The sequence below is a fragment of the Vibrio agarilyticus genome, from assembly GCF_012641465.1.
GTDB lineage: Bacteria > Pseudomonadota > Gammaproteobacteria > Enterobacterales > Vibrionaceae > Vibrio > Vibrio agarilyticus.
This window is the reverse complement of sequence record NZ_JABAIK010000004.1, coordinates 225,730-249,873: the sequence shown is the minus strand read 5'-3', so window position 1 is coordinate 249,873 and position 24,144 is coordinate 225,730. Positions and strand designations below refer to the sequence as shown.

Annotated in this window: 22 protein-coding genes; 10 read left to right on the top strand and 12 right to left on the bottom strand. The window is 48.2% G+C overall.

The window, feature by feature from the left end; all coding sequences use genetic code 11:
* Positions 1-128: 128 nt before the first annotated feature.
* Positions 129-752 (top strand): LysM-like peptidoglycan-binding domain-containing protein, encoded by a 624-nt coding sequence (locus HGP28_RS05905; RefSeq protein ID WP_168835534.1) that lies wholly within the window; start codon positions 129-131, stop codon positions 750-752.
* 48 nt (positions 753-800) lie between these two features.
* Here HGP28_RS05905 and HGP28_RS05900 read toward each other — a convergent pair whose 3' ends face one another.
* Together HGP28_RS05900 and HGP28_RS05895 are read right to left on the bottom strand one after the other, a co-directional pair.
* Entirely contained in the window at positions 801-1,676 is an 876-nt protein-coding gene (locus HGP28_RS05900; protein ID WP_168835533.1) for a DMT family transporter, read from the bottom strand.
* 82 nt (positions 1,677-1,758) lie between these two features.
* The gene (locus HGP28_RS05895) at positions 1,759-2,208 is read right to left on the bottom strand and encodes a GNAT family N-acetyltransferase (RefSeq protein WP_168835532.1); all 450 of its coding nucleotides are present in this window, start codon (positions 2,206-2,208) and stop codon (positions 1,759-1,761) included.
* A 196-nt stretch (positions 2,209-2,404) separates the two neighbouring features.
* Between HGP28_RS05895 and cobA the strand changes: the two genes are divergently transcribed.
* Positions 2,405-3,262, top strand: coding sequence for a uroporphyrinogen-III C-methyltransferase (gene cobA, locus HGP28_RS05890; RefSeq protein ID WP_246225578.1), 858 nt, complete (start codon positions 2,405-2,407; stop codon positions 3,260-3,262).
* 9 nt (positions 3,263-3,271) lie between these two features.
* Here cobA and HGP28_RS05885 read toward each other — a convergent pair whose 3' ends face one another.
* The 7 genes from HGP28_RS05885 to msrA form a co-directional block, all read right to left on the bottom strand.
* Positions 3,272-4,168 (bottom strand): TIGR03899 family protein, encoded by an 897-nt coding sequence (locus HGP28_RS05885; RefSeq protein WP_168835530.1) that lies wholly within the window; start codon positions 4,166-4,168, stop codon positions 3,272-3,274.
* Between the two features lie 481 nt (positions 4,169-4,649).
* A complete protein-coding gene (locus tag HGP28_RS05880; RefSeq protein ID WP_168835567.1) occupies positions 4,650-5,144 on the bottom strand; it encodes a DUF3299 domain-containing protein in 495 nt (164 codons plus the stop codon).
* 29 nt (positions 5,145-5,173) lie between these two features.
* Positions 5,174-6,433, bottom strand: a complete 1,260-nt coding sequence (locus HGP28_RS05875; protein ID WP_168835529.1) for an ABC transporter permease — start codon at positions 6,431-6,433, stop codon at positions 5,174-5,176.
* Positions 6,430-7,131 carry an ABC transporter ATP-binding protein gene (locus HGP28_RS05870; RefSeq protein ID WP_168835528.1) on the bottom strand — a complete coding sequence of 234 codons (702 nt, stop codon included), beginning with the start codon at positions 7,129-7,131 and terminating at the stop codon, positions 6,430-6,432. Before HGP28_RS05870 ends, HGP28_RS05875 begins: the two co-directional genes overlap by 4 nt.
* 74 nt (positions 7,132-7,205) lie before the next feature.
* Positions 7,206-7,844: a zinc uptake protein ZrgA gene (zrgA, locus tag HGP28_RS05865; protein ID WP_211091897.1), complete on the bottom strand. Its 639-nt coding sequence runs from the start codon at positions 7,842-7,844 to the stop codon at positions 7,206-7,208.
* 339 nt (positions 7,845-8,183) lie between these two features.
* Positions 8,184-8,735, bottom strand: a complete 552-nt coding sequence (locus HGP28_RS05860) for a YtfJ family protein (RefSeq protein WP_168835526.1) — start codon at positions 8,733-8,735, stop codon at positions 8,184-8,186.
* A 131-nt stretch (positions 8,736-8,866) separates the two neighbouring features.
* Positions 8,867-9,475: a peptide-methionine (S)-S-oxide reductase MsrA gene (gene msrA / locus HGP28_RS05855; RefSeq protein ID WP_168835525.1), complete on the bottom strand. Its 609-nt coding sequence runs from the start codon at positions 9,473-9,475 to the stop codon at positions 8,867-8,869.
* Positions 9,476-9,666: 191 nt separating this feature from the next.
* On the opposite strand from msrA, the gene tamA reads away from it, so the two are divergent.
* The 5 genes from tamA to HGP28_RS05830 all read left to right on the top strand — a co-directional run bounded on the left by tamA (position 9,667) and on the right by HGP28_RS05830 (position 17,277).
* Positions 9,667-11,379: an autotransporter assembly complex protein TamA gene (gene tamA / locus HGP28_RS05850; RefSeq protein ID WP_168835524.1), complete on the top strand. Its 1,713-nt coding sequence runs from the start codon at positions 9,667-9,669 to the stop codon at positions 11,377-11,379.
* A complete protein-coding gene (gene tamB / locus HGP28_RS05845; RefSeq protein ID WP_168835523.1) occupies positions 11,376-15,227 on the top strand; it encodes an autotransporter assembly complex protein TamB in 3,852 nt (1,283 codons plus the stop codon). The genes tamA and tamB overlap by 4 nt, the downstream gene beginning before the upstream one ends.
* A gap of 99 nt (positions 15,228-15,326) precedes the next feature.
* Positions 15,327-15,692 (top strand): gamma-glutamylcyclotransferase family protein, encoded by a 366-nt coding sequence (locus tag HGP28_RS05840; protein ID WP_168835522.1) that lies wholly within the window; start codon positions 15,327-15,329, stop codon positions 15,690-15,692.
* A 79-nt stretch (positions 15,693-15,771) separates the two neighbouring features.
* The gene (locus HGP28_RS05835; protein ID WP_168835521.1) at positions 15,772-16,119 is read left to right on the top strand and encodes a DUF2799 domain-containing protein; all 348 of its coding nucleotides are present in this window, start codon (positions 15,772-15,774) and stop codon (positions 16,117-16,119) included.
* Positions 16,120-16,926: 807 nt separating this feature from the next.
* Positions 16,927-17,277 (top strand): DUF2799 domain-containing protein, encoded by a 351-nt coding sequence (locus HGP28_RS05830; RefSeq protein ID WP_168835520.1) that lies wholly within the window; start codon positions 16,927-16,929, stop codon positions 17,275-17,277.
* 73 nt (positions 17,278-17,350) lie between these two features.
* Here HGP28_RS05830 and ppa read toward each other — a convergent pair whose 3' ends face one another.
* On the bottom strand, positions 17,351-17,881 hold the full coding sequence (gene ppa, locus HGP28_RS05825; RefSeq protein ID WP_168835519.1) for an inorganic diphosphatase: 531 nt from the start codon (positions 17,879-17,881) through the stop codon (positions 17,351-17,353).
* Between the two features lie 599 nt (positions 17,882-18,480).
* Entirely contained in the window at positions 18,481-19,494 is a 1,014-nt protein-coding gene (gene fbp, locus HGP28_RS05820; protein ID WP_168835518.1) for a class 1 fructose-bisphosphatase, read from the bottom strand.
* Positions 19,495-19,987: 493 nt separating this feature from the next.
* Here fbp and mpl point away from each other — a divergent pair, with 493 nt between their 5' ends.
* Together mpl and HGP28_RS05810 are read left to right on the top strand one after the other, a co-directional pair.
* Positions 19,988-21,367 (top strand): UDP-N-acetylmuramate:L-alanyl-gamma-D-glutamyl-meso-diaminopimelate ligase, encoded by a 1,380-nt coding sequence (gene mpl / locus HGP28_RS05815; protein WP_168835517.1) that lies wholly within the window; start codon positions 19,988-19,990, stop codon positions 21,365-21,367.
* A complete protein-coding gene (locus HGP28_RS05810) occupies positions 21,364-22,014 on the top strand; it encodes a flavin prenyltransferase UbiX (protein WP_168835516.1) in 651 nt (216 codons plus the stop codon). The genes mpl and HGP28_RS05810 overlap by 4 nt, the downstream gene beginning before the upstream one ends.
* A gap of 96 nt (positions 22,015-22,110) precedes the next feature.
* Here the strand turns inward: HGP28_RS05810 and yjgA are convergent, their stop codons facing one another.
* A complete protein-coding gene (gene yjgA / locus HGP28_RS05805) occupies positions 22,111-22,638 on the bottom strand; it encodes a ribosome biogenesis factor YjgA (protein WP_168835515.1) in 528 nt (175 codons plus the stop codon).
* Positions 22,639-22,756: 118 nt separating this feature from the next.
* Here yjgA and pmbA point away from each other — a divergent pair, with 118 nt between their 5' ends.
* Entirely contained in the window at positions 22,757-24,100 is a 1,344-nt protein-coding gene (gene pmbA / locus HGP28_RS05800) for a metalloprotease PmbA (RefSeq protein ID WP_168835514.1), read from the top strand.
* Positions 24,101-24,144: the final 44 nt, after the last annotated feature.

Sequence of the window (24,144 nt, the reverse complement as noted above, 5' to 3'; positions counted from 1 at the left end):
TTTTGTTTTTAAATTGTCTGAAATTAACGGGTTAATTGACGCTTTCTCGGGATTTTATCTTGTAACGGCTATACTCGCGTTGCGTCTCTTCATATACTGAGGCTAACGCCGATAGGAGAGTAAGGTGTATGAATCGTCGTAGAAAGCGCACTGCAAAGCTAACGTTATGGCAGCAATTTATGCTGCGTCTTCAACAACACAAATTGTCAATGGACGCGATTCGAGGGATCTCTTTTGCGTCGTTTAAGACAAAGTGGTCACAGACACAAGTAACGCAATTGTGGCAACGATTACCGAAGTTACATCAGCGGCTAGTGTTCGTGAGTCTGTTGGTTATTGTGGCACTTGTATTAATGCCAAGTTCGCCCGAGCTCGCGCAGCCGCTACAAACCGAGAAACAACGAATTCCGCTTGCGGTGAACACCACCGGGCTGAGTGAACAATCTGTCGCAGCGCCTCAAAAAGCAGTATTACCACAGCGAAGCGCCGCAACTGATTGGCATGAATATACAGTTCGACAAGGCGATACATTGGCTCAAGTGTTTCGAGCTAACCAGTTACCTATGCAAGATCTTAACGCATTAGTTAAAATTGAAGGTGGTGATAAACCGTTGAGTCACATCCGTCAGGGGCAAATGGTCCGCTTTAAACGCACAGAGGGTGGTGAATTAGATATATTAAAACTGACTCGCGGCAATGACGAGGTGACTTTTTTTCGCGCCTCTGATGGTGGATTTAAGCGCAATCGCTAGCCAATAATGTGTTTCTCAGCTGGGTGATCGTGCTTTGCCTGGTTTTTTTTAGCGCCTCGCCGGCGCTTGAGCTTTTCGAGGCAAATGGCGAGCGTTTCGGCTGCGCCATGGCATGAGCGGCACAATGATCATCAAGATCCCTATTGCGGTCAGCCAATCGGGTACTTCACCAAACCACAGTATGCCAAATAGCGCCGCAAAGACTAAGCCTGAATATTCAGATAGCGCGACATCACCCGGCGGCGCCTTACGGTACGCGGCCACCGCAAGCCCGTTATAACTTAAAATGCACACCGCGCTCACTGCCACGAGCGTAATCTGATCCATCGACAATGGACGCCAATCATTGATCGCCAATATCAGCGAAATCGGCAGCGAACATACGGTTGTCCACCAAAGGGTTGTGATGACCGACTGCTCTGACGGTAATTTGCGTACTAACAGATTGAATAGCGCTAATGTGCATGCAGTGCCAAGCGCAAACAGAGCGGCCCAGTGAAACTGCGAAGGGCGCAAGACCACAAGAACGCCAATAAAGCCAAACACCGTGCTCAATACTTTATTTCGCGATGCGCGCTCGTTAAGTATGACGACCGCCAGTGGCAACATGAGTAAGGGGGCGGCATAGAAGATCGCGTTTGCCGTGGCGATAGGCAGATAGCTGAGCGCCATCATAGTGCAGCCACTGCCAATTAAAACGAGATGAGCGCGAAGGCAAGTAATACGTTTTTGCACGAAAACTCGCGCAGGAAGCGGCTGGCACCACCAAAGAGGGGCAATCACCAATAGGGAGACGAGTTGACGTAGAAACATATATTGAAAAGGGCTGATACCCAATTCAAGTAATTTTACGGCGACATCGGAAAATGTGGCTAACAAGTTGCCGATGATCAATAGCAGCACAGCGCCAGTAGTTGGACTCATTATTTGGTTTCCTACGGTAACGTGATGATCCCATTTCACGTATCAGTGCTTCTAAAGACTATTTTGCCTCTAAATTGACCGCTTATATTCGACGCATATGAATATGCTCAATGCCATCTTCAAGATAAATTTCACCTTCCTCAACAAATCCGTGTTGCTCATAAAATCGGCGAAGATAGGCTTGAGCACCAATTTCAATCTCGCTATCGGGCCATTTTTCTTTACAAGCTTGGATAGCGCGTTTGAGAAGCTCATGTCCTAGACCTGTATGACGATGATCGGCATGACAGACAACGCGGCCAATGCTCGCACTGGGATAGCTGACCTCTGGTGGTAGCAATCGAGCACATGCGATAACCGTCTCACCCTCTCTTGCCACAAGGTGTTCCACGTGTGGCAGAGTATCTTTACCATCGAGCTCAGGGTAAGGGCAGTTCTGTTCGACAACAAATACGTCAACACGCAGTTGCAATAGGTGGTAAAGCTCAAGCGCAGAAAAGTGCTCAAGTGGGCATTGGTGCCAGGTGATCATAATGAACAAATTATCATAAAAAGGCGATGGCGCATTTTACGGTAACTGATTGATAAATCATATTTCGTTTTTTCGCTGCAATAGTCGATATGGGTATAAAAAATAATCTTTAAGAATTTCCTGTTCTAATAAAAACACGGGATACTCCAAGTGTGAGCAAGTGACATCACGGATATAAACAATGGAGTGTTTACCAATGAGTACTGTTACCCCGTTTCCAACCTCATTAGTGCAAAAAAGCGCTTTGCACACAGGGCCGCACAGTCAGTTGAATCCTGGTGAAGTTGCATTGGTTGGCGCCGGCCCGGGCGATCCGGAGTTATTAACGCTCAAAGCGTTACGAATGCTTGAGCAAGCCGACGTGGTGCTTTATGACTATTTGGTGTCTGATGCAATTATGGCGCTCGTGCCCTCGTCGACGATACTTGTCTGTGTAGGTAAGCGAGCAGGGCACCACAGCGTGCCGCAAGAACAAACCAATCAACTGCTGGTTGATTTTGCTCAGCGCGGTTACCGAGTGGTACGGATCAAAGGCGGCGATCCTTTTGTGTTTGGTCGAGGCGGTGAAGAGCTAGAAGTATTGGCAAACGCTGGAATCGCGTTTCAGGTGGTACCGGGGATCACCGCGGCTGCTGGGGCAACGGCTTATGCCGGGATCCCACTGACTCATCGTGATCACGCCCAATCGGCGCTGTTTATTACGGGGCATTTAAAAGATCAAGACAGCGATCTTGACTGGAGCACGTTGGCTCGAAGCCAACAAACGTTGGTTATCTATATGGGATTAATGAAATCGGCCCACATTCAAGCGCAGCTTTTGACTTATGGCAGATCTGGAACCACCCCAGTGGCTATCATAGAGCGAGGCACTCAAGCGGATCAAAAAGTGTGGCGAGGAGAGCTGTCCCAGTTGGCAAATATGGCAACGCAAGCAGAATCTCCAGCGTTAATTGTGATTGGTGAAGTGGTGCGCCTTGCTGATAAGTTAGCTTGGTTTCAGGCAAAGCATCCAGTGGCAGACACAACGACTGCAGCCCATAGCCAAGTTGGATGAGATTTGACTTTAAACTGAATAGTGGACAGCGCTGTCATTGTCGTGCTTAACGAGAAACTTTTGCGCTAGTAAGGCTAAGAGCTGGTCGTAATAGTCGTTATTGAGCTTGTTACCTAATAACTTGCACAGCTCATTTCCCGTAGGCGTGAATCGATAATAAATCAGACGCAAACCACGAGTATTTACATTAAGCGTTAAGCTCTTGCCTTGATAGTCAAGGCGCAGTGGTGCCAGCGGGTCAATCTCGCCAGATTCCAGCTCACCGCTATGAAGCAAGCCTAAATCCATCAATACTAAAATACTGGCGTAAGGCAGTTGAAAGCTTGCTAGGCTTAGGCTGGAAAGTTGCTCGCGCTTGCCAAAATGCCACAATCCTGCTGTGGCTTTATACCCCATCAATAATTTTCGGCTGCCATCCCCGCCAAAGCTGCAACCCAGTGCCGCCGCGCGCTGAAGTGTTTGCGCTTCTTTTGGCGTCATCTCTTTTAATATGCGCAGAGCCTTCATCGACGTTGCGCCGGGGTTCGTTACTTCGCGCCGTAGCACTTGCGCCCACAATTTTTGCATCATTGGGTTATGGATTTCTTGAGCCATATCGAAATAACGCTCAAGCCAATCTCGTTCTGGTTCCGCCCCCGTTTCATCGCGACAGCTTGTATGAGCTTGTTTGATAATCGATTCTAAGTTGATTTGACGCTGTGCTTTGCGTTTTTGCTCGCGAGCTAATGCACGCTCTAATGGTGAGTGTTCGGGCGTTGAGCTCTGCAGCCGCGCAGCAATGCCGTGGGTTTCGGCTAGCATCTGAATGCGCTGCGCACTGTCTTTGACATACGCTTGTTTGTCAGTGTGGTTGGAGGTTTTTCGTACCCCAGGTTCTATCACTACTGAGGAAGTATTTTCAGCCATCGTTTGCGAAATCGATCATCACTATTGATGAATTACTGTACCGCGAACCTTACAAAATTGGTAATCAAATTGCGTGGCGATGTGCACAAACCGCTGTTCGCAATGCTAATAATTTGTTAAAATTGTTGCGTAATTTGCATTCAAACAGTCAAGTGGAATGAAAAACACCAACCACATTGATAGTAAGAAAAAGATAAGGCGAGCAATTTCGCTCTCGCTCATGCTCGCTATTTATTTGCTTGTCATGGTGGGGTTAGCGCGTTATCTGTTCTAGGTCGTGCCAAGCCAGCGATGGTTTGCCTTGTCGCGAGATTTTACTCTGGCATATACCAAAACAACGTGAAGATGCAGGTAGGCGGCAAACGAGCAAAGCCTCTGAGCACTTCGTGAACATAGACTAACTGTGTGATGAGGTTTGTGAGAGTCAGCCAACAACGCTGCAACTTCAAGTGCGACGGGTATAAAGTGCATTGGCAGACCATTACATATCGTCATAAGGGGCTAGCTCGAGCCCTTCAAGTGCGTAACCTGTTTCCGCTAAATCGAGAGACACCACTTCAGTGCGTAATGTTCCAATCACATACACCACATCCCAAAGTTCAGTGACCGGAGCGCCTTTGGGGAAGTTGACGTAAATGATCTGATTTGGTGGCGGTGGCGGCACGTGGATGCAGGCGCCAAAATAAGGGACGAGGAGAAATTCAGTAATTTGATCTTCAGTCCCTTCCAGTGGTACGACAAAACCAGGGATTTTGACCAAACTGCCATTTAATTCCGGACGAATCGCACCAAGTTTACTTTGCTGCGCCGCAGCGCCACTGTGATCTTGAATCATCGGCATGCCGAGATCATCAAATGAGAGGCGTTCGTTTTCTGGGATCAAATCAATCCAATCTAAGGTCAGTGGCGCCTCATCACTGGCCGATACTGGTGCTATAAATGACAGCAACAGGCCAGCACAGACGATAACATTCATTAGTGAAGTCGCGAAAAAACGCATTATAGTTAGATCCTTATATTCATACCGTCACTCAGGCTTTGACGATATGCGCTCAGTGCTGGAATCAGGCCAATCAAGGTACCCAGCGTGAAGACCAGCAGCAAAATTGTCCACTCCATCATACTGGGGAGTGAGAGGGTCAAACGCACACCAATCAGCTGCTCGATAGGCCATTGTGCTAGGCTCATCGCCGCGTAAAACCCAATGGTGCCAAAGGCGCAGCCTGCAAACGTGAGTAAACTGGCTTCGCCAACTAACAAACCCACCAAGTGATAGGGACGCGCGCCCATTGCACGAAGTATCGCCATCTCTCGGCGACGTTCGCGCAACCCACTGAGTAAGGTTGCAAGCATTCCGAGTAATCCGGCGACAACCACAAGCATAGATACCGCAAGTAATGCCGTTTCTGCCAGTGCCAACATTTGCCACAGCTGCTGCAGCGCAATCCCCGGCATGATAGCGCTAAGCGCTTCGGGAGCATATTGATTTATCTCGCGCTGTAAACGAAATGCGTGCAGGCGTGATTTTAACCCCACTAATACGGCGGTGATACTTTTGGGTTCAAATTGCTGCGCTTTTAAAGCGTCGGCAGAGGGTGTTGGACCCAGTTTGGCACCAGATTCCCAACCGACGTGAATCGCTTCTATTGCTTCAAGAGAGACGTGAACACTGTGATCTACTGGCGTCCCCGTTGGTGCTAAAATGCCGCTGATCACAAAGGGCAGAGTATCATGGCGACTGAAACTTACGTCGGCTAGGCCGTGTGCCACCACGATGCGATCGCCAATTTGGTAACCGAGTTTCTTGGCCACTTCCGCGCCGATCACGGTATCAAACAGTCCATCAATGCCACTACCTTGAGCAAAGCGTAGCGACTGCTTCGCGCCATAACGGAAATGGTCAAAATAACTTTGGCTAGTACCAACCACGCGATAGCCTCGATGCGAGTCACCCAATGAAATGGGGATCGTCCACGCCACCGAAGGGTGATTTTGTAGCATTTTATAGCTTTGCCAGTCCAAATTATTGGTTGCATCGCCTAAGCGAAATACCGAATACAGCAATAAATTGAGTTGGCCGGAGCGCGCGCCGACAATTAAGTCGGTACCAGAAACGGCTTGAGTAAAGCTGGTTTTGGTTTGAGTTCGAATGCGTTCGACGGCCAAAAGTAACATGACGGAAATGGCCACGGTGGCGATACAAAGCCATACGCTGGCGCGGCGATTGGCGAGGCTACGCCAAGTGAGTTTACGTAACGATATCATGGCTGAAGCACTCGGTTGAGTTCGGTCAGTTGCACTTTTCGGTCAAAATAGTCAGCCAGAGTGGGATCATGGCTGACGAAAACCACAGTAGAGCCTTGCGCGCGCGTATGGCGTAACAACAAATCGATAAAGCGCTGACGGTGATCGTGATCCAATGCCGAGGTGGGCTCATCCGCAATAATGATTTCGGGGGCTCCAATCAGTGCTCGCGCCGCGGCAACACGCTGTTGCTGCCCAATACTTAGGCGATGCGCCGGCTTATCCCACAATGCAGAATCCAACCCTAAATCGGTTAGCAGTTGCTGCGCTTGTACTACCGGAGAGGGCAAGCAGCGAGCGGTGCGTTGCGGTGAAAAGCGGCACGGCAGCACAACGTTATCCACCAGAGAAAGATAAGGTATTAAATTAAATTGCTGATAAATATAGCCAATATGATTGGCTCGGAACTGATCGCGCTGTGATTCGTTGAGCTTGGTCAGTTCAACATTTAATAAGCGGACTTGACCTTGAGTCGGCCGATGCATGCCGGTCAGCAAGCCCAATAGCGTCGATTTTCCGCAGCCGCTCGGTCCTTGAAGAAAAAGCTGTTCCCCTTTATTGATGGCCAAATGATCAATCGATAATGCGAATCGATGATCGTTTGGCCAGCGAAATTCAAGTTGATTGAGCTCAATCGCCAAATCGGTTTTCAGTGTCATTTTGTGGCTCTCAAAGGCGCGGCTCGCAAAGCAAAAGCCGACAAAATTACATTGGCTCTCTCGCCTGTCAGCAATTAGCGCGTTAAATGAATGCGAGACTGTGTCGCAGTCAGTTCTTGTACGCCTTGTATGTTATCGAGGAATAAGTTTGCTTCAATGCTTTGAGTGGCAGGAAAGGCTTTGAACCAAGTGACATCAATCGCATCAAGTGCGGCGATATTATCGCACTGGAAGAGGTAGTGCGCACGAAACGTGTTATGCCCGGCATCGTGATCACCATGATTATGTTCGCTATGCTGGTCATGGTCATCGTGACCGTGATGATCATGCTCGCTATGCTCTTGATGTGCGTCATCGTGATGGTCGTGGTGCTCATGTTCATCGTGATCGTCGGATGCGCTGCCACTGTCGATGTCAGCATCAGTCAATTGACAACCCGCATTTGCAGCAAGTAATAGCAGAGCATCGCCTTGGCGCAGGGTCTCATTTGCCTTGGCGATGGCCGCACGTTCATTGGCGTTGCTTGGCGCATGCTCAAAACCCACCACGTCTGCACCTGGGGCTTCAACTTCAATGAGAACTTGAGGGCCATCTTGAGCAATGTGTAATGCAACTTTGCCATGAACATGGGCTTCATGCCCATGAGAGGCCGCGATCGCAGCAGAACTGGCAAATAAGCCGCAAAGGGCAAGTGTAATTGGGCGAAGTGTCATTATGTTTCCTCTTATTGTCATTCTGTGTCTGGGGTGAATCACAAACATTTATACCCTTTCCACTTGAAGCTGCAGGGTTGTTGGCTGGCTCTCACAAACCTCATCACATAGTCTGTCTATGCTCAGAGGCTTTGTTCGTTTGCCGCCTACCTGCAATTCCAAGTTGTTTGGGTATATCCCTGACATACTTGAATCGTCAACGTCAACTGATTGGGGTCTCTTGATTTGTTATAACATAACAAAATCAACCAGAAAAACGAAGACTATTTCTATCGAGGTGTGGCAAGTGAGGCTGCTGGCCTTTTGATTGACCAGCAGTGAATGAAATGGGGTTAAATTCTAAAGATGCTCGCGGATCAATGTAATGACGCGGCTGATTTCATCGTTATTGAGCGCGCCTTCTTTGACAAACAGAACATCACCTTGCTTGTTTTGAACTACGATAGCGGAGCTTTCTGGGGCCAATTGCCACGCACTGGCGACCACGCCTGATTCATCTAACACCATCGAAGACCAAGGAAATGCCGTTTTGCTTTCCAGTGCTGATGATTTGACAAACGATCCGGTGCCCCACATTGCATCGTCTTGATTGATAATAGTCGTGGTTTGGTAGCTTTCACTTGGAAATTGCGCCTGGGTAATGGCGCTCATTAATGGTGCATTCATCTCTTTTGCACTTGAGCGGCCAGCAATGGCCTGGATCACGCGAACTTTACCCAGCATTAATTGGCTATTCCAGGGTTGAAATGCCGTGCCTTCCCCTTGAAGTACGATTTCACCATAAGCATTCACATCGACATTTGGAACGGGTTGGCCGACGGTAATCGTGTGTGCAGCAGCATAAAACGGCAAAGCCGTCAGTGCTAGAACCAAACTTAAGCGAGATTTCATATTAAACTCCATATTATTTCGTGCTATCGATGTTTATTAGTCGAATATAATGTTTTGGCCGCATTATAGTGCGGTTTTGTTTTGAACATCTCCGACCACTGATTCAAAACATGTATTGAAAAGTACCACGCTCAAGCGGGCGGTAAGCAGATACCGGTGCCCGCAAGGCCACAATAACCGTTAGGATGCTTGGCCAAATATTGCTGATGCGCCTCTTCTGCAAAATAAAATGCGCCAGCAGGGGCAATTTCCGTGGTAATGAGGCCCAGTTTCGCTGCGGTGAGTTCATGTTGATAACGAGCCATAGAGCACTGGGCTTGTTCCAGTTGCGCCGCACTCGTGGTGTAAATCGCCGAACGATACTGACTACCGACATCATTGCCTTGGCGCATGCCTTGAGTGGGATCGTGGTTTTGCCAAAACAGCGTCAAAAGGCGCTCCAGTGTAATTTGTTGTGGGTCAAAGCGCACTTTTACTACCTCTGCGTGGCCGGTGTCACCGCGACAAACCTCTTGGTAAGTGGGATTTAGGGTCGAGCCACCGGCATAGCCAACCGCAGTGGTAATGACGCCCGGCTGTTGCCAAAATAAGCGCTCCGCCCCCCAAAAGCAGCCCATAGCAAAATAAATCAGAGCTTCGTTGTCTTTGGGAGGTTGGGTAATATCACGACCGGTCACCCAATGCTTTTCAGTGATGCTCATGGACGCTTGAGTGGTGGGCTTATTGTGCAAGCGGGACATAATCGGCTCCTTAAATGAACGTTTGTGAACTCGTCGCATAAGCTTAACAAGTGATATAAATGAGTAACAACTAGTACTGAAAAAACGTGAGTGTGAATATAATAAAAATATTACCTTTTTGAATGCATTGAATTTTGACCAGTGCATTGCTGTGTTATTCCATTGAAAGAATCAAGAGAACGCGCATCGATATGAGCAAATATTACGCCCTATTAGGGCTAGCTTTGACATTACTCGCCGCACCGTTGCGAGCGGAGGTTGATCTTAAAATCCAAGGGATTTCGGGCGAGCCCAAAAAGAATGTCGATGCTTATCTCTCTTCCATTCCAAAAAAACAGTATTCCACTTCATTGCGCTTTCAGGCGCGACTGGGCAAAAGCATTCAAGATGCTTTGAATGCGGTGGGTTACTACAACGCCAAAATAGATTACCGGGTCAGCGATGATAAAAAAGCCTTGGTGGTTGATATTACATTAGGTCCTCCGGTCCGTTACCAAATCGTCGATGTAAAAATCGATGGCGAGGCTAAAAATGACTCCGAGTTTATTAAGCTGGTGGCCAAAGACCCAATGCAAAAAGGCAAGGTGCTCAATCATGGTCAATATGAATCACTGAAGTCGTCGATTCGTAACTTAGCGCTGCAGCGTGGCTACTTTAAAGGCCGTTTTACCAAACATGAACTTGAAGTGTCGCCGGAGCTTGAGCAGGCCTTTGTGTACCTCTATTTCGACAGCGGCATTCGTTATCAATTTGGTGAAACCACAGTGACGGGCAGTCAAATTCGCACTGACAGAGTGCTTTCACTGCTGCCTTATAAGCAAGGCGCTCCTTACCAGTTGAAAGATGTGGGTGAGCTTAACCAAAATCTCTCAAATACGGGGTGGTATAAGTCGGTCTTTGTCGAACCCGATCTTAAGTTACTCGATAGCTCGCGTGAGTTACCGATGCGAATTGATGTGACACCACAAGTGAAAAATCAGCTCGGTGTGGGTTTGGGGTATGCGACAGATGATGGTGCGCGTGCAACGTTATCGTGGAAAAAACCATGGGTCGGATCCCGTGGTAATAGTTTTGATGGTTCAGTCAAATATTCAAAGCCGGAAAAAGTGCTGACAGCGGGCTATCAAATTCCGCTTGAGGATGTACTTAGGGATTACTACCGCATCGAATTTGGCCTAAAGAAAATCGATAACAATGATACGCGCAGTACCGAAGGTTCGATGGCCGTGTATCGCTACTGGCGGTTACAAGATGATTGGCATCGAGCGGTATTTTTGCGTTATTTGCTGGAAAGCTATACCCAAGGCGATCAAGACGCAACGGCGCATTATTGGTTGCCTGGTTTTTCGTTTTCCCGCACTCGAGCCCGTGGCGCAAGCTTTCCTATGTGGGGTGATAAGCAAAGCGTTACGGTTGAATTTGGCAGTAAAGCACTGCTATCGGAAGCCGATTTGGTTCGCGTGACCGGAAGACAAATGTGGATTCGCAGTCACGATGATAAAATTCGCGGTATCGCGCGCTTGGACGCGGGTGCCAATGTGGTGAGTCGATTTGAGTTACTACCGCCATCATTGCGCTTTTTTGCCGGCGGCGAAAATAGCATTCGTGGTTACAGTTATGAGTCGATTTCTCCTCGAGACTCTACTGGGGCACTGACGGGCGGTGAGTTTATGGTGACAGGAAGCTTGGAAGCGCAATATCGCCTTAAAGGCGACTGGTGGGGCGCGGTTTTTGTCGACTCAGGAGACGCCTTTAACAAACGTCCTGACTGGAAAACCGGCGTCGGTTTTGGTTTGCGTTGGGTTCTACCGATAGGGCCAGTACGCATTGATTTTGCCTGGGGATTAGATGAAAAACCCGGGGACAAGTTCCGCCTTGAATTTACCTTAGGACCTGAATTATGACGCGTTCAGTTTGGCGCTGGATCAAATGGTTATCAGTCTCGTTAATTGGGTTCATTACGCTGATCCTCCTTGCAGTGGTGTGTTTAACCTTTACCAATTTAGGTTTGAGCGCGCTGCTGTGGGTTGGCGAAAAAGCGCTGCCCTCCTTGTCGGTGGCTAGCCACTCCGGCGCGCTGTTTCCTCGATTTACACTCAGCGATGTGCGTTATAACGACAAAGATCTGAAACTCGATATTGACGTGGGCGAGCTAACATTAGCCAATGATTTTCGCTGCCTTTTGACACCACAGCTGTGCGTAAATGCGCTGCAACTTAATCGCGTCACAGTCAGTTTGCCACACCTACCCGCTTCGCAGGATGAGCCGGCCCCAAACCAAACGTCGACCTCGTTCTCTTTGCCACTGCCGATTGCGTTAAATGGCGTTTCCTTGAATCAGGTGTCGCTCAATATTTTAGGCAATCAGGTGCGATGGGCTCAATTTCACACTGGCGTGACACTGGCGGGTTCAAAGTTGACCATAGCGCCCACGCAGTGGCAATCGCTGGAAGTCAAACCAGCGGTGGCATCGTCAACGAGCTCAGACAACACTGCGGAGTCCGAGTCCGCTGCAAATGCGGTTAACACAGAGCGCACGCCTATCACTTTACCGACCGTTGATCTGCCATTGGATATCGAATTGCAGGGTTTTGAGCTACAAAACGCGAAGGTGATTTTGGCCACAGGCAATGACGCAAACAAAGCCCCATCCTCTGCGACGAAAACCACAGGCAAAAGCAACGCAAAATCGAGTGCGAATACGCCTCTGGAGATTGAGCGATTAGAGCTCAAAGCGCACACCGAGCAGCGCAAAGTGACGGTTGAACAATTGACGCTGGCCATGCCTACCCTAAACGCCAGCTTGCAAGGAGATGTCACGCTGGAAGGGGATTATCCGCTCTCTCTTTCACTGACTGCCGACACGACGCAAGCTCCTTTAACACAACAGTCATTGACCCTGACGGCCAGCCAATCGGTGGCGTCGTTGGCTGTGAGTAGCCAGTGGCAAGGGGATGTTGATGCGATGTTAGATGCCACCTTGTCACCACTTGAGCCAAGTCTTCCTTTTGCATTTGAATTGAGTGATGGCGCAGGTCAGTGGCCGCTGACAGGAACACCGGAATATCAATTTTCTCAGACTGACTTAAAGGCTAATGGCTCTTTGCAAGGCTATCAATTTGCACTTGACGCTCAATTGGCCGGAGCGTCGATACCATCAATTCACTCGGTGTTAAAGGGCGAAGGAACGTTAACAAACGTCAATTTGACGACGCTCATGCTTAACACCTTAGGCGGTGACATTTCCGGTAGTGCAAACGCCGATTGGCAAGAGTTAGCCAAATGGCAAGCATCGCTTGCATTTCGTGATCTCGAGCCGGGGTTGCAGTGGCCAGAAGCTGAGGGCAAATTGAGTGGGCAAGTGCAAACCCAGGGGCATTTAACCGATAAAGGGGGTTGGTGGGTTAACTTACCCAAGCTCGATGTCGATGGTGTGCTGCGCGATTATCCGTTGAATGTCTCTGGAAAATTGATGATTGAGCAGCCAACTCGTGACAGTGATATCGCGTTAACCACCGAGAAACTGGTGCTCTCTCACGGGCCAAATCGAATTTCCGCCCACGGCCGTTTAAATCAAACTTGGGCATTGGATCTTGACATCGATATTGCCGATTTGAGTAAGAGTGTGCCGAATGCGAAGGGAGTGGCACGAGGCGCTCTTAATTTGACAGGCCCTTTTGCGACGCCGACCGCTCAGGTGGATTTCAAGGCTCAGCAACTCGCTTATCAAGCTTTGACTGCGGCAAGCTTGGGTTTAAAGGGTACCGTTGCGCTCAGTGACGATCCGCAAGGTGAGCTAACGCTGGATGCCACTCGCTTTGGTGAAGGCGAACGCCAATTTGATTCATTAAAAGTGACGTTAACGGGCAAGCAATCTCAACAAACGCTTGATGCGACGTTAGTATCGAATTGGCTATCGAGTGAGCTGAATATTCAAGGTGGGCTCAGATTAAAACCTCAAGCGCAGTGGCAGGGCGCGTTATCCTCAATGCAAGTCACCACGCAACAAGGGCGTTGGCAATTGGCACAAGCTACGCCGATCCGCGTTGATTTAGAAACTAATGAAGTTGATATTCGAGGCCACTGCTGGCAGCAAGCGCAGTCGAGTATTTGCCTTGGTGATATGGTTTCTATCGGTCAAACGGGCGATATTAGTGCAAAAATCAATCAATTTAATTTTGACCAAATCAGCGAATTTATACCCAAGCAAACCCAAGTCAAAGGCGAAGTGAGTGCCACCCTTCGAGCCAAATGGGCGCCGAAACGCTCGCCCTTTGTCTCCGCATCAATTCGCTTGCCTAAGGGCTCTGTGACTCAAGAACTTAATACCCCAATAAGCGTAGGCTGGGACTCGATAGCGTTAAATGCGCAGCTGCAAAACGATAAGTTAACGGCGGATTGGCAGTTGGATTTTACCAACAATGGCGATCTGTCCGGGCAGGCTCAGTTGAGTGACGTCAACAGTGACGATCCACAAATGACAGGAACCTTACGCCTATCCCAGTTTGATTTGACGTTTTTGCGCCCGTTGATTGGCGAGTACAGTGAGTTGGATGGTCAATTGCAAAGCGACATTCGCTTTAGCGGTGATGTGCTTCATCCTCAGCTGTTTGGTGATATTTCGCTGTCAAATATGGTGCTAAAAGGTGAAGTGACGCCGATCGATATTAATTCAGGCCAAATGACGCTGAAATTGAATCAATATCAAGCGCAATTGAGCTCTGACATCGTCACGCCAGAGGGTTCGCTTTCTGTCACTGGTACGGGGGATTGGCAAGATCTTGCGGCATGGCATAGCCAAATTCGAGTTTATGCGAATCAGCTGGAAGTGAGCATGCCGCCGACGATTGCCATTTGGGTCGAGCCCGATATGACCATTGATATCAAGCCTCATGAGGCCAGCATTGATGGCAAGATTGTCGTACCAAAAGGTTCAATCGTGATTGAGCAATTGCCAGAAAGCGCAGTCAGTGTGTCAAAAGATCAGGTACTGGTGAACGCCAAGCTGCAGCCAATTGATGAGCAAAACGCGATACCATTTACGGTAAAAACCAATGTGACCTTAACGATAGATGAGGCGTTTAAGCTCTCTGCTTTTGGTTTAAAAGGCAATTTAGCCGGCACATTGAGTTTAACGGAGCGTGATAATGGTCCGTTTGTTTCTGGAGAAGTGAACGTGCTGAATGGTACTTACACCTCGTTTGGGCAGGATTTGGTGATCCAAGAAGGAAAAGTGCTGCTTAATGGCCCAGTCGATCAGCCCTATGTGTCGATCACTGCGATTCGAAATCCGGAAAATACCGAAGACGATGTGACCGCTGGGATTAAAGTGACAGGTTTGGCAACCGATCCAACGATTACGATTTTTTCAGAACCCGCCATGCCACAAGCTAACGCACTCTCTTATCTGTTGCGCGGGCAAAATATCGGCGCGGACTCCGGTGGAAGTGATGCGATGACGTCAATGCTGATCGGGTTGAGTTTGGCGCAAAGTGGCAAACTGGTGGGCAATATAGGCAAAGCCTTTGGCGTGAGTGACTTACAATTAGGTACCGTCGGCAGTGGGGATGATTCGACAGTCGAAGTGAGTGGTTACATCGCGCCGGGGCTTCAGGTGAAGTATGGTGTCGGTATTTTTAAACCGGTTGGCGAGTTTACGGTGCGTTATCAACTGTTCCGTGATTTCTATATTGAGGCTGTCTCAGGTTTAGACAGTGCTTTGGATCTACTATATCAATTTGAATTTAATTGATGTCCTTTTTTTCGTTTGTCGTTAAATCACATCGTTAGCTCGTGTGAGTATAAGACGTTTGCCACGGTGGTATTTGAAGTTGGGAGTGAGATTAACACGATGATAACCAAGGGACATCGCGTTTTTGTTTATGGCACGCTGCGTCGTGGCGAGAGCAACCATCATTATTTGCAGCATTGTCAAAAATTAGGAGAGTGGCGAACGCCGCCTTGCTATACCTTGTTTGATTTAGGGCCCTACCCAGCGCTGGTTTTGGGAACGCATTCGATTTTCGGTGAAGTGTATCAGGTGGATGAGCAGACTTTGGTCGCGCTCGATGAACTTGAAGATGTGCCGTTGGAGTATCGCCGAGCTGAGGTGATAACACCATTTGGAGCAGCATGGATTTATCTTTATCAAAATGAACAAGCGCTGAGTAAAGTGATCCCATCTGGAGACTGGTGTCAACGGAGGGAGATGCTTTGAGGGGGTTTAGCGCTGCAAGTGAGTGGTTACTCAGCTTTGTATCGTGAGGTTGGGACCCGAAGCAGAGGAGAAGGTAAATATGACGAAATGGCTATTAAGTGTGCTTCTTTTAGGATTAATCGGTTGTGCAGGACCGATATTCCCTGTTGGTGAGTCTTCGAGTCAGTGGATGGAGTTTGGGCAGACTCAAGCGCAAGCCGGCGAACCAAAGCAGACTCAAACTCAGATGAGCGCCAACGTCTCCAGTTTAACCTCAGAGCAATACCAAAGTTACAGCGAGGGATGGGATAAAGGTCAAGCAATGTATTGCAGCCAAAGCCCACAGATGTTGGCAATTGAAGAGCGCCCCTATATGGGGATCTGCGATACCATCAATCCCTTCTTTCGAGAAGACTATAACAATGCACGCCAAGAAAACGCGTTCTAAAGTGGCGGTTAGGTGATGGCGTTTTAATTTGGTGTTTGCACCATGTTTGTCAAGGCAGCACATACAAGTGCTGCTTTTTTGTTTTCCGCGTAGTCGTTGTCCCCTTTCTACTTGAAGTTGCAGGGGGCAGCTCTCACAAACCTCATCATACCGTTTATCTATGTTCAGGAGATGTGCACCAAGTGTTCACAAAGTGCTCAGAAGCTTTGTGCGTTTGCCGCCGACCTACAACGCCAAGTGCTCTTGGTATATGTCGCTGCGGGGTTGCTTTGCTCTCAGCTCAGTGAGTCGTCTCTGAATCCTGCCTTTTGACGTTATTTGGACGTCTCGGTTAAGCCTGATGATTTCATTTATTTTATTTGCTTTATAGCACGAATGTTTAAGTAACAGTTCTTGGTAAGATTTTTGGTTTTAATATGTTGATATTTAAATTAAAAAATTAATTTTGACGTATGGATTTATTGATAGAGCTGAATCTGATCTGCGTACTAATGACTCGATTGTTGCGATATCTCTTTTTTAAGACGGGTTGGCGATGGAGACTCAGCGCAATGTGGCATATCAATAATATTCAGTCAGATGTGATTTGGTGATGTGCCACAAGCACTTTTCACGCAGTTTGAGCTTGGTGGTTACGTTTCAAAGGATGACTTTGGGTTCGAGGCGATCTCACCTTATGACCGCAACTGTTTGAGCGGTCTCATCACATAGTGTGGTCGTTGTAATACGCAAGGTATCGCACTCGAACAGACATACATTTATAGCGATGTCAGCATTGCTAATCGAGTAAATCATCAGAGGATGACTATGAAATTTGTAATCAGTTCAATAGTACTCATGTTCGTTGTAGGTTGCGCGGGCATTCCGTTTCCCAGTGGCCAGCAGCAGGCGAGTGCATGGGAGCAATTTGGTCAAGATCAAGCGTTAGAAGGGCAGCGAAAGTTATCGCAGCGAGGGCTGGGTGGACAGGTAGCAGGAATGACGGTAGCGCAATACCAAGCTTATAGCCAAGGGTGGGAGATTGGCCGAATTCAGTATTGCGATCAAGATGCGCGAAATGTTGGATTGCGGGATTTCACCTATCGCGGCATTTGTGACACCATCGATCCACTGTTTCGCTCACAATATTATGAAGGTCGGTTTGAGCGCATTAATTAAGTAATCTTTCACAATAAGCCCATCCCGAATCGCGATGGGCTTAAACCTAAGTTATTCTCGTCCCTTGGGTATGCTATTTATTTTGTGCACGTTGATAGGACGTTAGAATTTCATCACGAGCGGCTTGTGCGTTTTCCCACCCATCGACTTTGACCCATTTTCCCACCTCAAGCTCTTTATATCGCTCGAAAAAATGAGTAATTTGCGCTTTGAGTAAGGTCGGTAAATCATCCACATCTTGAATGTTGTCATACTCTTTTGACAACTTGCTATGAGGGACTGCAACGACTTTGGCATCTTCACCGGACTCATCGCTCATCTTTAACACCCCAACAGGGCGGCAACGAATCACCGAACCGGGCAGGAGTGGGTAAGGCGTTGGAACAAGAACATCAACCGGATCGCCGTCGAGCGATAGAGTATCGTTCACATAGCCGTAGTTGCAGGGATAAAACATAGGGGCTGACATAAAGCGATCGACAAAGACGGCGCCAGAGTCTTTATCGACTTCGTACTTGATTGGATCGGCATTGGCGGGGATTTCAATGATGACGTAAATATCATCGGGTAATGATGGGCCAGCAGGAACCTGGTTTAAACTCATGATGCATTTCCTTGTGCTTTTGTTATGAAAACCCAAAGCGGATCATGCTTGTTTTGCGCAACTTCAGTGTGATACTGGCGGATTGAGTATACCTGTCCTACTTGAAGTAGCAGCGCTTTTCGTTACAAAGTAAGGGACGGGCACTCACAAACCTCATCACATAGTTTATCTATGTTCACGAAGTGCTCAGAGGCTTTGTTCGCTGGTCGCTTACCTGCATCTTCAAGTTGTTTGGGTATATTTGCCTGCCATTCACGGGTTCTAAAAAAATCGGCATGAGCATTGAAATGATTTGGGTATTGTTCAATTTAGCGATTGACCAGCAAATATGTAAGTCGAGCGGTTCGATGTGTCTCACATTCCATACTGTAATTTGGTGTATACCCAAGTAACCTCAAGATGCATGGTTCAGCGAGAATGACTTGGTTTATCAGTGTTCAGAGGTTTTGTTCGTTGGCCGCCTACCTGCAACGCCAAGTTGTTTGAGGATAAACGTGTTTGATATTGCGGTGATGGCTGCGTTACTCGGCTTTTCCACCCTGACACTTGTTCATCGGCAAGGTTAAATTTGAGGCAAGGAGCATCACCGCATTGGCTTGTTATTGATCTGGATAGGTTTCTAAATACTCTTCCACTTTATTGACCATTTCCGAAGAGCCGACAAAGAAGGGGGTACGTTGATGCAGCTCGGTCGGCACCAGATCCAAAATACGCCGCTGCCCATCGCTTGCCAAACCACCAGCTTGCTCAATTAAGAATGCCATCGGATTGCATTCGTACAATAAACGTAATTTCCCCTCCGGATGGCTGAGCGTGCTTGGATAGAGGTAGATTCCGCCTTTAAGTAAGTTGCGATGAAAATCCGCCACGAGAGAGCCGATATATCGTGATGTGTACGGACGCTGATCTTGTGGCTCGTTTTCCTGGCAATACTTGATGTATTTTTTTACCCCAAGTGGAAAGCGGATATAGTTGCCTTCATTAATTGAATAAATCGTGCCTTTTTTCGGGATCATCATGTTTTCATGAGATAAGCAGAACGTGCCCAAAGAAGGATCATAAGTAAAACCATTGACGCCGTGACCTGTGGTGTAAACCAACATGGTGGATGAACCATAAATCACATAACCTGCGGCGACCTGTTTATGACCCGGCTGTAAGAAATCCGCTTCAACCGGTGGCGTACCAATCGGCGACACTCGACGGTAGATTGAGAAAATGGTGCCAATCGCCACATTCACATCAATGTTTGATGAACCGTCAAGCGGGTCCATCAGCACGACATATTTCGCGTCTTGATTGAGCGCCTTATTAAACGCGACCGCCTCATCTTCTTCTTCACTGGCGACGCCGCAAACTTGATCGCGTGCTTCTAACGCTGCCTTAAATTTTTCATTGGCGTACAGGTCGAGTTTTTGTTGCGCCTCTCCTTGAACATTATCTGTGCCAACGGCACCAATAATGTCGGCCAAACCCGCTTTGTTGATCTCACGATTGACGATTTTTGCCGCCAAACGAATCGATGAGAGTAGTGATGAGAGATCACCACTGGCATGAGGGAAGTCCGCTTGTTTTTCGACGATAAATTCGCCAAGCGTACGCATTCCGGACATGGGCTTTCCTTTTTGACAAAAAAATAACAAGTATCAATGTATGGCGATATTGAAAAATTTTGTAATCGCCCTGTTGTTTATTGTAAGAGTGAAATCTTATTACGAGTTATAAACTAAGCGACCGAGATCGCGTTTTTAATCTAAAATTGTATGACAAATGAAAATTGTACGCGATTTGTTAATTTTTTGAGGGTTTTAAACGGTTGCGCTCTGCTGAGCTGGCGTCATTTTAGGTGCATTTATGGGGGCAATCACTGAACTGCTTTCTGTTGTAGCGAAAGTGCGTTAAACAACTTGAAAATAGACTCGCTATTTCGCTGCGTTGTTTGCCTTGCTATCAGCTCAGTGAGCCGGCTCTGAATCCAGCATCTTGAAGTCACTTGGGTATAGTATATATTGGGTGAAATATAAGGTTCTCCGGTGACAAGTGGCTTTCTCAGAGTGACAGTGACGGTGTTACCGAAAGTGGTTATCGAAAAATTAGGCGAATTGAATGCACATTCATATTTTAGGGATCTGCGGCACTTTCATGGGGGGGGCCGCCCTCTTAGCGAAACAGCTTGGGCATAAGGTGACAGGCAGCGATGCCAATGTTTATCCCCCGATGAGTACCTTATTGCAGTCGCAAGGCATTGAGATTATTGAAGGCTTTGATCCGGCGCAGCTCGATCCTGCACCAGATTTAGTGGTAATTGGTAACGCGATGAGTCGCGGTAACCCCTGTGTTGAAGCGGTGCTCAATCGACAATTGAATTACACCTCTGGGCCGCAATGGTTGCATCAGTTTTTGTTGCAAGACCGCTGGGTACTCGCAGTGGCAGGCACTCACGGTAAAACAACCACATCGAGCATGTTGACTTGGATCCTCGAGCATTGTGGCTATCAGCCCGGCTTTTTGGTTGGCGGTGTGTTGGGTAACTTTGGGGTCTCTGCTCGCTTAGGTGAGAGCGATTTTTTTGTGGTAGAAGCGGACGAATACGATAGTGCGTTTTTTGATAAACGCTCCAAATTTGTTCACTATCACCCCAGAACGTTAGTGCTAAACAATCTTGAGTTTGATCATGCCGATATCTTTGATGATTTAGAGGCGATTAAGCGTCAATTTCATCATTTAGTCCGCACCGTACCTGGGCAAGGTAGAGTCTTTACTCCAAGCCAAGATACTGCCTTGGCCGATGTGTTATCGCGCGGATTGTGGAGCGAGCACGAAACGCTTGGTGAGCAAGGGCAGTGGCGCGCGGAAAAGCTGCACGAGGATGGCAGCGCGTTTGTGGTTTGGTTTGATGATCAGAAGGTGGGGGAAGTGCACTGGGAGCTGCTTGGTGATCACAATGTGCATAACGGCATGATGGCGATTGCGGCGGCTCGCCATGTCGGTGTTTTGCCGAATTTGGCTTGCGACGCACTGCAAACCTTCATTAACACCAAGCGTCGCTTGGAGCGCAAGGGAGAGGTTGCGGGGATCACAGTGTATGATGATTTTGCTCACCATCCGACGGCGATTGAAACGACCTTGCAAGGTTTGCGTCACCATGTTGCGGACTCGCGTATTTTGGCTGTGCTTGAGCCGCGTTCTGCGACAATGAAGCGCGGTGTACACAAAAACACGTTAGCACCTTCACTCAATCACGCCGATGCTCTGTTTCTTCATCAACCAGCGGATATTGACTGGTCCGTTGAGGATATTACTCAGTCTATGTCTCAGCCAACATGGGTAGAAGATGATGTTCGCTCATTGGCGCATCAGATTGTTCACTATGCCAACCCCGGCGATCATATTGTCGTGATGAGTAATGGTGGGTTTGGTGGGATTCATCGGCAGATCTTAGATGGATTAGCCGAGCGCTTCGAAAAAACCGAGGATGCTCAATGAACCCAACTCAGAACACAGTTGCTTCTGCCTCGATAAAGCGTAAAGCGATAACGCTAGCTTGGACAGGCGCTTCTGGCGCGCCATACGGTCTTCGGCTTTTACACTGTTTATTAGCAGCCGATTATCACGTTTATTTGTTGATCTCATCAGCGGCACGCGTCGTCTTAGCCACCGAGCAGGGGCTCAAATTGTCAAGTCGGCCTGCTTTGGCGCAAGAGGCATTAATGGATTATTTGCAATGCACGGCAGGAGAGCTGACGGTTTGCAGTAAGGAAGATTGGTTTTCGCCTGTCGCATCGGGGTCGGCGGCGCCAAAGCAGATGATCGTTTGTCCTTGTTCCGCAGGGAGCGTCGCTTCAATCGTTCATGGCATGTCAGACAACCTGATTGAACGCGCGGCAGATGTGGTGTTAAAAGAGCGCGGTCAGTTGCTGCTTGTGGTGCGTGAAACGCCGTTTTCCACTTTGCATTTGGAGAACATGCTGAAATTGTCGCAAATGGGTGTCACGATTATGCCTGCGGCACCGGGGTTCTACCATCAACCGCAAAGTATCGATGATTTGATTGATTTTATTGTCGCGCGCGTTCTTGATCATATGGGCATAGAGCAGACGTTAGTGCCTCGTTGGGGTTACGATAACCGCTAGTATCTGCCTCAGGGCATATAAAAAACCTCGAATCGGTGGCGAGCGATTTGCTCATCGATTCGAGGCGTACATTGTGTTTAGCCAGTGTGGTTTTGGCTATAGAGACTCATCGTTCAGATCGCGCAAGATCTTAAAGATCTCACGAAATGCTTTGGGTGGTTTTTGTCCCTGCTTTTCTTTCGCGGCTTGACGAGCGAGCTGACGCAAGCGCTGACGATCCGCTTCGGGATAGAGCGCCACAACATCGGCAATTGCCGCATCACCTTCAGCAACAACCCGATCGCGTAGCGCTTCAAGTTTGTGTAGCACCGCGGTGTTTTGTGAATGCTTATTGCGCACTTTATCCAATGCCGCTTGAATCGGCTCCGGATCTTCAAAGCGCATTAACTTACCGATGAGTTGCAATTGGCGGCGGCGAGCTTCTTTTTCAAAGCGCTGTGCGTCTTTAATTGCGTCAAATAACTCTTCGCTTAATGGAAATTTTTTCAAGGTGGAGGGTTTCAGTTCCACCAAGCTTTCACCCAATTTTTGCAGCGCATCCATGTCGCGCTTCATTTCGCTTTTGCTGACCCAGATGATCTCTTCTTCTGGTTCCCATGGCGCTTTTTGGTTTTTACGAGCCATTTATACTGCCTATTTCACTCTATCGACCTAATCTTAGCGCTATTTTAACAACAATCATGGGGAGAAAGCGAAATTCTTGTTATTCTATAGCCAAGAGATCATCAACCGAACCTGAGATATGGATGTAAAACAGCAAGTTGCTCAGCAGCGTTCTGAGCTTGAAAGCGCCGTGGCTCAAGCCCTCGAATTGGCGACTAAGCAAGCGGATGCGGCGGAAGTCGCCATTTCGAAAAGCACCGGCCTCAGTGTGTCGACTCGCTTGTGTGAAGTTGAAAATGTTGAATTTAACAGTGATGGTGCGCTAGGCATTACTGTCTATCGTGATGGTCGCAAGGGCAGTGCGTCAACGTCAGATCTGAGCCGTGAGGCGATTCAACAGACAGTTATGGCGGCGTTAGATATTGCGCAATACACATCGCAAGATCCTTTTGCTGGTCCTGCGCCAAAAGAGTTGATGGTGCAGCACATTCCTGACCTTGATCTTTTTCATCCACAGACGCTTGATCCCGATCATGCTGCCGCGTTGGCAATTGCCACGGAACAAGCGGCATTGGGTCATAGTAGCCGAATTAAACAGAGTGATGGTGCCAGCTACGATAGTCATTATGGCGTTCGTGTATATGGTAACAGTCATGGACTGCTGGCAAGCTACGCTTCAAGCCGCCATAGCCTGAGCTGCTGCGTGATCGGCGAAGGTCAGCATGGTGACATGGAGCGTGATTATAGTTATACGGTGGCGCGGCACACAGACGATTTGTGGACGCCCGAGTATGTTGGTCAGCAAGCGGCTGAAAAAACCGAAGCACGACTCGATCCTCGCCATGTCGCCACAGGTCAATATCCGGTATTGTTTGCTCCCGATGTTGCTACTGGGCTTATTGGCCATCTTGTTATGGCAATCAGTGGTGGTAATCTCTATCGAAAATCGTCATTTTTGCTGGATAAACTCGGCGAGTCCATTTTCCCTAGCTGGTTTAATATTGCAGAGAAACCGCACGTATTGCGTGGACTGGCTTCGACCCCATTTGACAGTGAAGGGGTGTTCACTCAAGATCGAGAGATCATTACTGATGGTGTGCTTGCGACGTATTTGTTGACCAGTTATGCCGCGCGCAAAATGAACATGACCCCGACTGGACACGCTGGTGGCATTCACAACTGGTATGTCAGTAGCACCGGACAAAGCTTTACAGAGTTATTAAAAATGCTCGGTACTGGCCTTGTGATCACTGAGGTGATGGGGCAGGGCGTGAATACGGTGACGGGAGATTACTCGCGTGGTGCGTCTGGTTTTTGGGTAGAAAATGGCCAAATTCAGTATCCGGTTTCTGAATTGACCATCGCGGGGAATTTACAAACTATGTTCCAGCAAATCGTTGCGGTCGGGAATGATATTGAAACCCGCTCGCAAATCCAAACAGGATCAGTATTGCTTGAGTCGATGAAGGTTGCTGGGCAGTAAGTTTTCCTATCTGGTTTGTTGCGATATCTTGAGAGGTAGCGAAC

Coding starts and splice junctions, on each gene's coding strand:
- HGP28_RS05905 (WP_168835534.1), top strand. CDS start 129: ATGAATCGTCGTAGAAAGCGCACTGCAAAGCTAACGTTATGGCAGCAA.
- HGP28_RS05900 (WP_168835533.1), bottom strand. CDS start 1,676: ATGAGTCCAACTACTGGCGCTGTGCTGCTATTGATCATCGGCAACTTG.
- HGP28_RS05895 (WP_168835532.1), bottom strand. CDS start 2,208: ATGATCACCTGGCACCAATGCCCACTTGAGCACTTTTCTGCGCTTGAG.
- cobA (WP_246225578.1), top strand. CDS start 2,405: ATGAGTACTGTTACCCCGTTTCCAACCTCATTAGTGCAAAAAAGCGCT.
- HGP28_RS05885 (WP_168835530.1), bottom strand. CDS start 4,168: ATGGCTGAAAATACTTCCTCAGTAGTGATAGAACCTGGGGTACGAAAA.
- HGP28_RS05880 (WP_168835567.1), bottom strand. CDS start 5,144: ATGAATGTTATCGTCTGTGCTGGCCTGTTGCTGTCATTTATAGCACCA.
- HGP28_RS05875 (WP_168835529.1), bottom strand. CDS start 6,433: ATGATATCGTTACGTAAACTCACTTGGCGTAGCCTCGCCAATCGCCGC.
- HGP28_RS05870 (WP_168835528.1), bottom strand. CDS start 7,131: ATGACACTGAAAACCGATTTGGCGATTGAGCTCAATCAACTTGAATTT.
- zrgA (WP_211091897.1), bottom strand. CDS start 7,844: ATGACACTTCGCCCAATTACACTTGCCCTTTGCGGCTTATTTGCCAGT.
- HGP28_RS05860 (WP_168835526.1), bottom strand. CDS start 8,735: ATGAAATCTCGCTTAAGTTTGGTTCTAGCACTGACGGCTTTGCCGTTT.
- msrA (WP_168835525.1), bottom strand. CDS start 9,475: ATGTCCCGCTTGCACAATAAGCCCACCACTCAAGCGTCCATGAGCATC.
- tamA (WP_168835524.1), top strand. CDS start 9,667: ATGAGCAAATATTACGCCCTATTAGGGCTAGCTTTGACATTACTCGCC.
- tamB (WP_168835523.1), top strand. CDS start 11,376: ATGACGCGTTCAGTTTGGCGCTGGATCAAATGGTTATCAGTCTCGTTA.
- HGP28_RS05840 (WP_168835522.1), top strand. CDS start 15,327: ATGATAACCAAGGGACATCGCGTTTTTGTTTATGGCACGCTGCGTCGT.
- HGP28_RS05835 (WP_168835521.1), top strand. CDS start 15,772: ATGACGAAATGGCTATTAAGTGTGCTTCTTTTAGGATTAATCGGTTGT.
- HGP28_RS05830 (WP_168835520.1), top strand. CDS start 16,927: ATGAAATTTGTAATCAGTTCAATAGTACTCATGTTCGTTGTAGGTTGC.
- ppa (WP_168835519.1), bottom strand. CDS start 17,881: ATGAGTTTAAACCAGGTTCCTGCTGGCCCATCATTACCCGATGATATT.
- fbp (WP_168835518.1), bottom strand. CDS start 19,494: ATGTCCGGAATGCGTACGCTTGGCGAATTTATCGTCGAAAAACAAGCG.
- mpl (WP_168835517.1), top strand. CDS start 19,988: ATGCACATTCATATTTTAGGGATCTGCGGCACTTTCATGGGGGGGGCC.
- HGP28_RS05810 (WP_168835516.1), top strand. CDS start 21,364: ATGAACCCAACTCAGAACACAGTTGCTTCTGCCTCGATAAAGCGTAAA.
- yjgA (WP_168835515.1), bottom strand. CDS start 22,638: ATGGCTCGTAAAAACCAAAAAGCGCCATGGGAACCAGAAGAAGAGATC.
- pmbA (WP_168835514.1), top strand. CDS start 22,757: ATGGATGTAAAACAGCAAGTTGCTCAGCAGCGTTCTGAGCTTGAAAGC.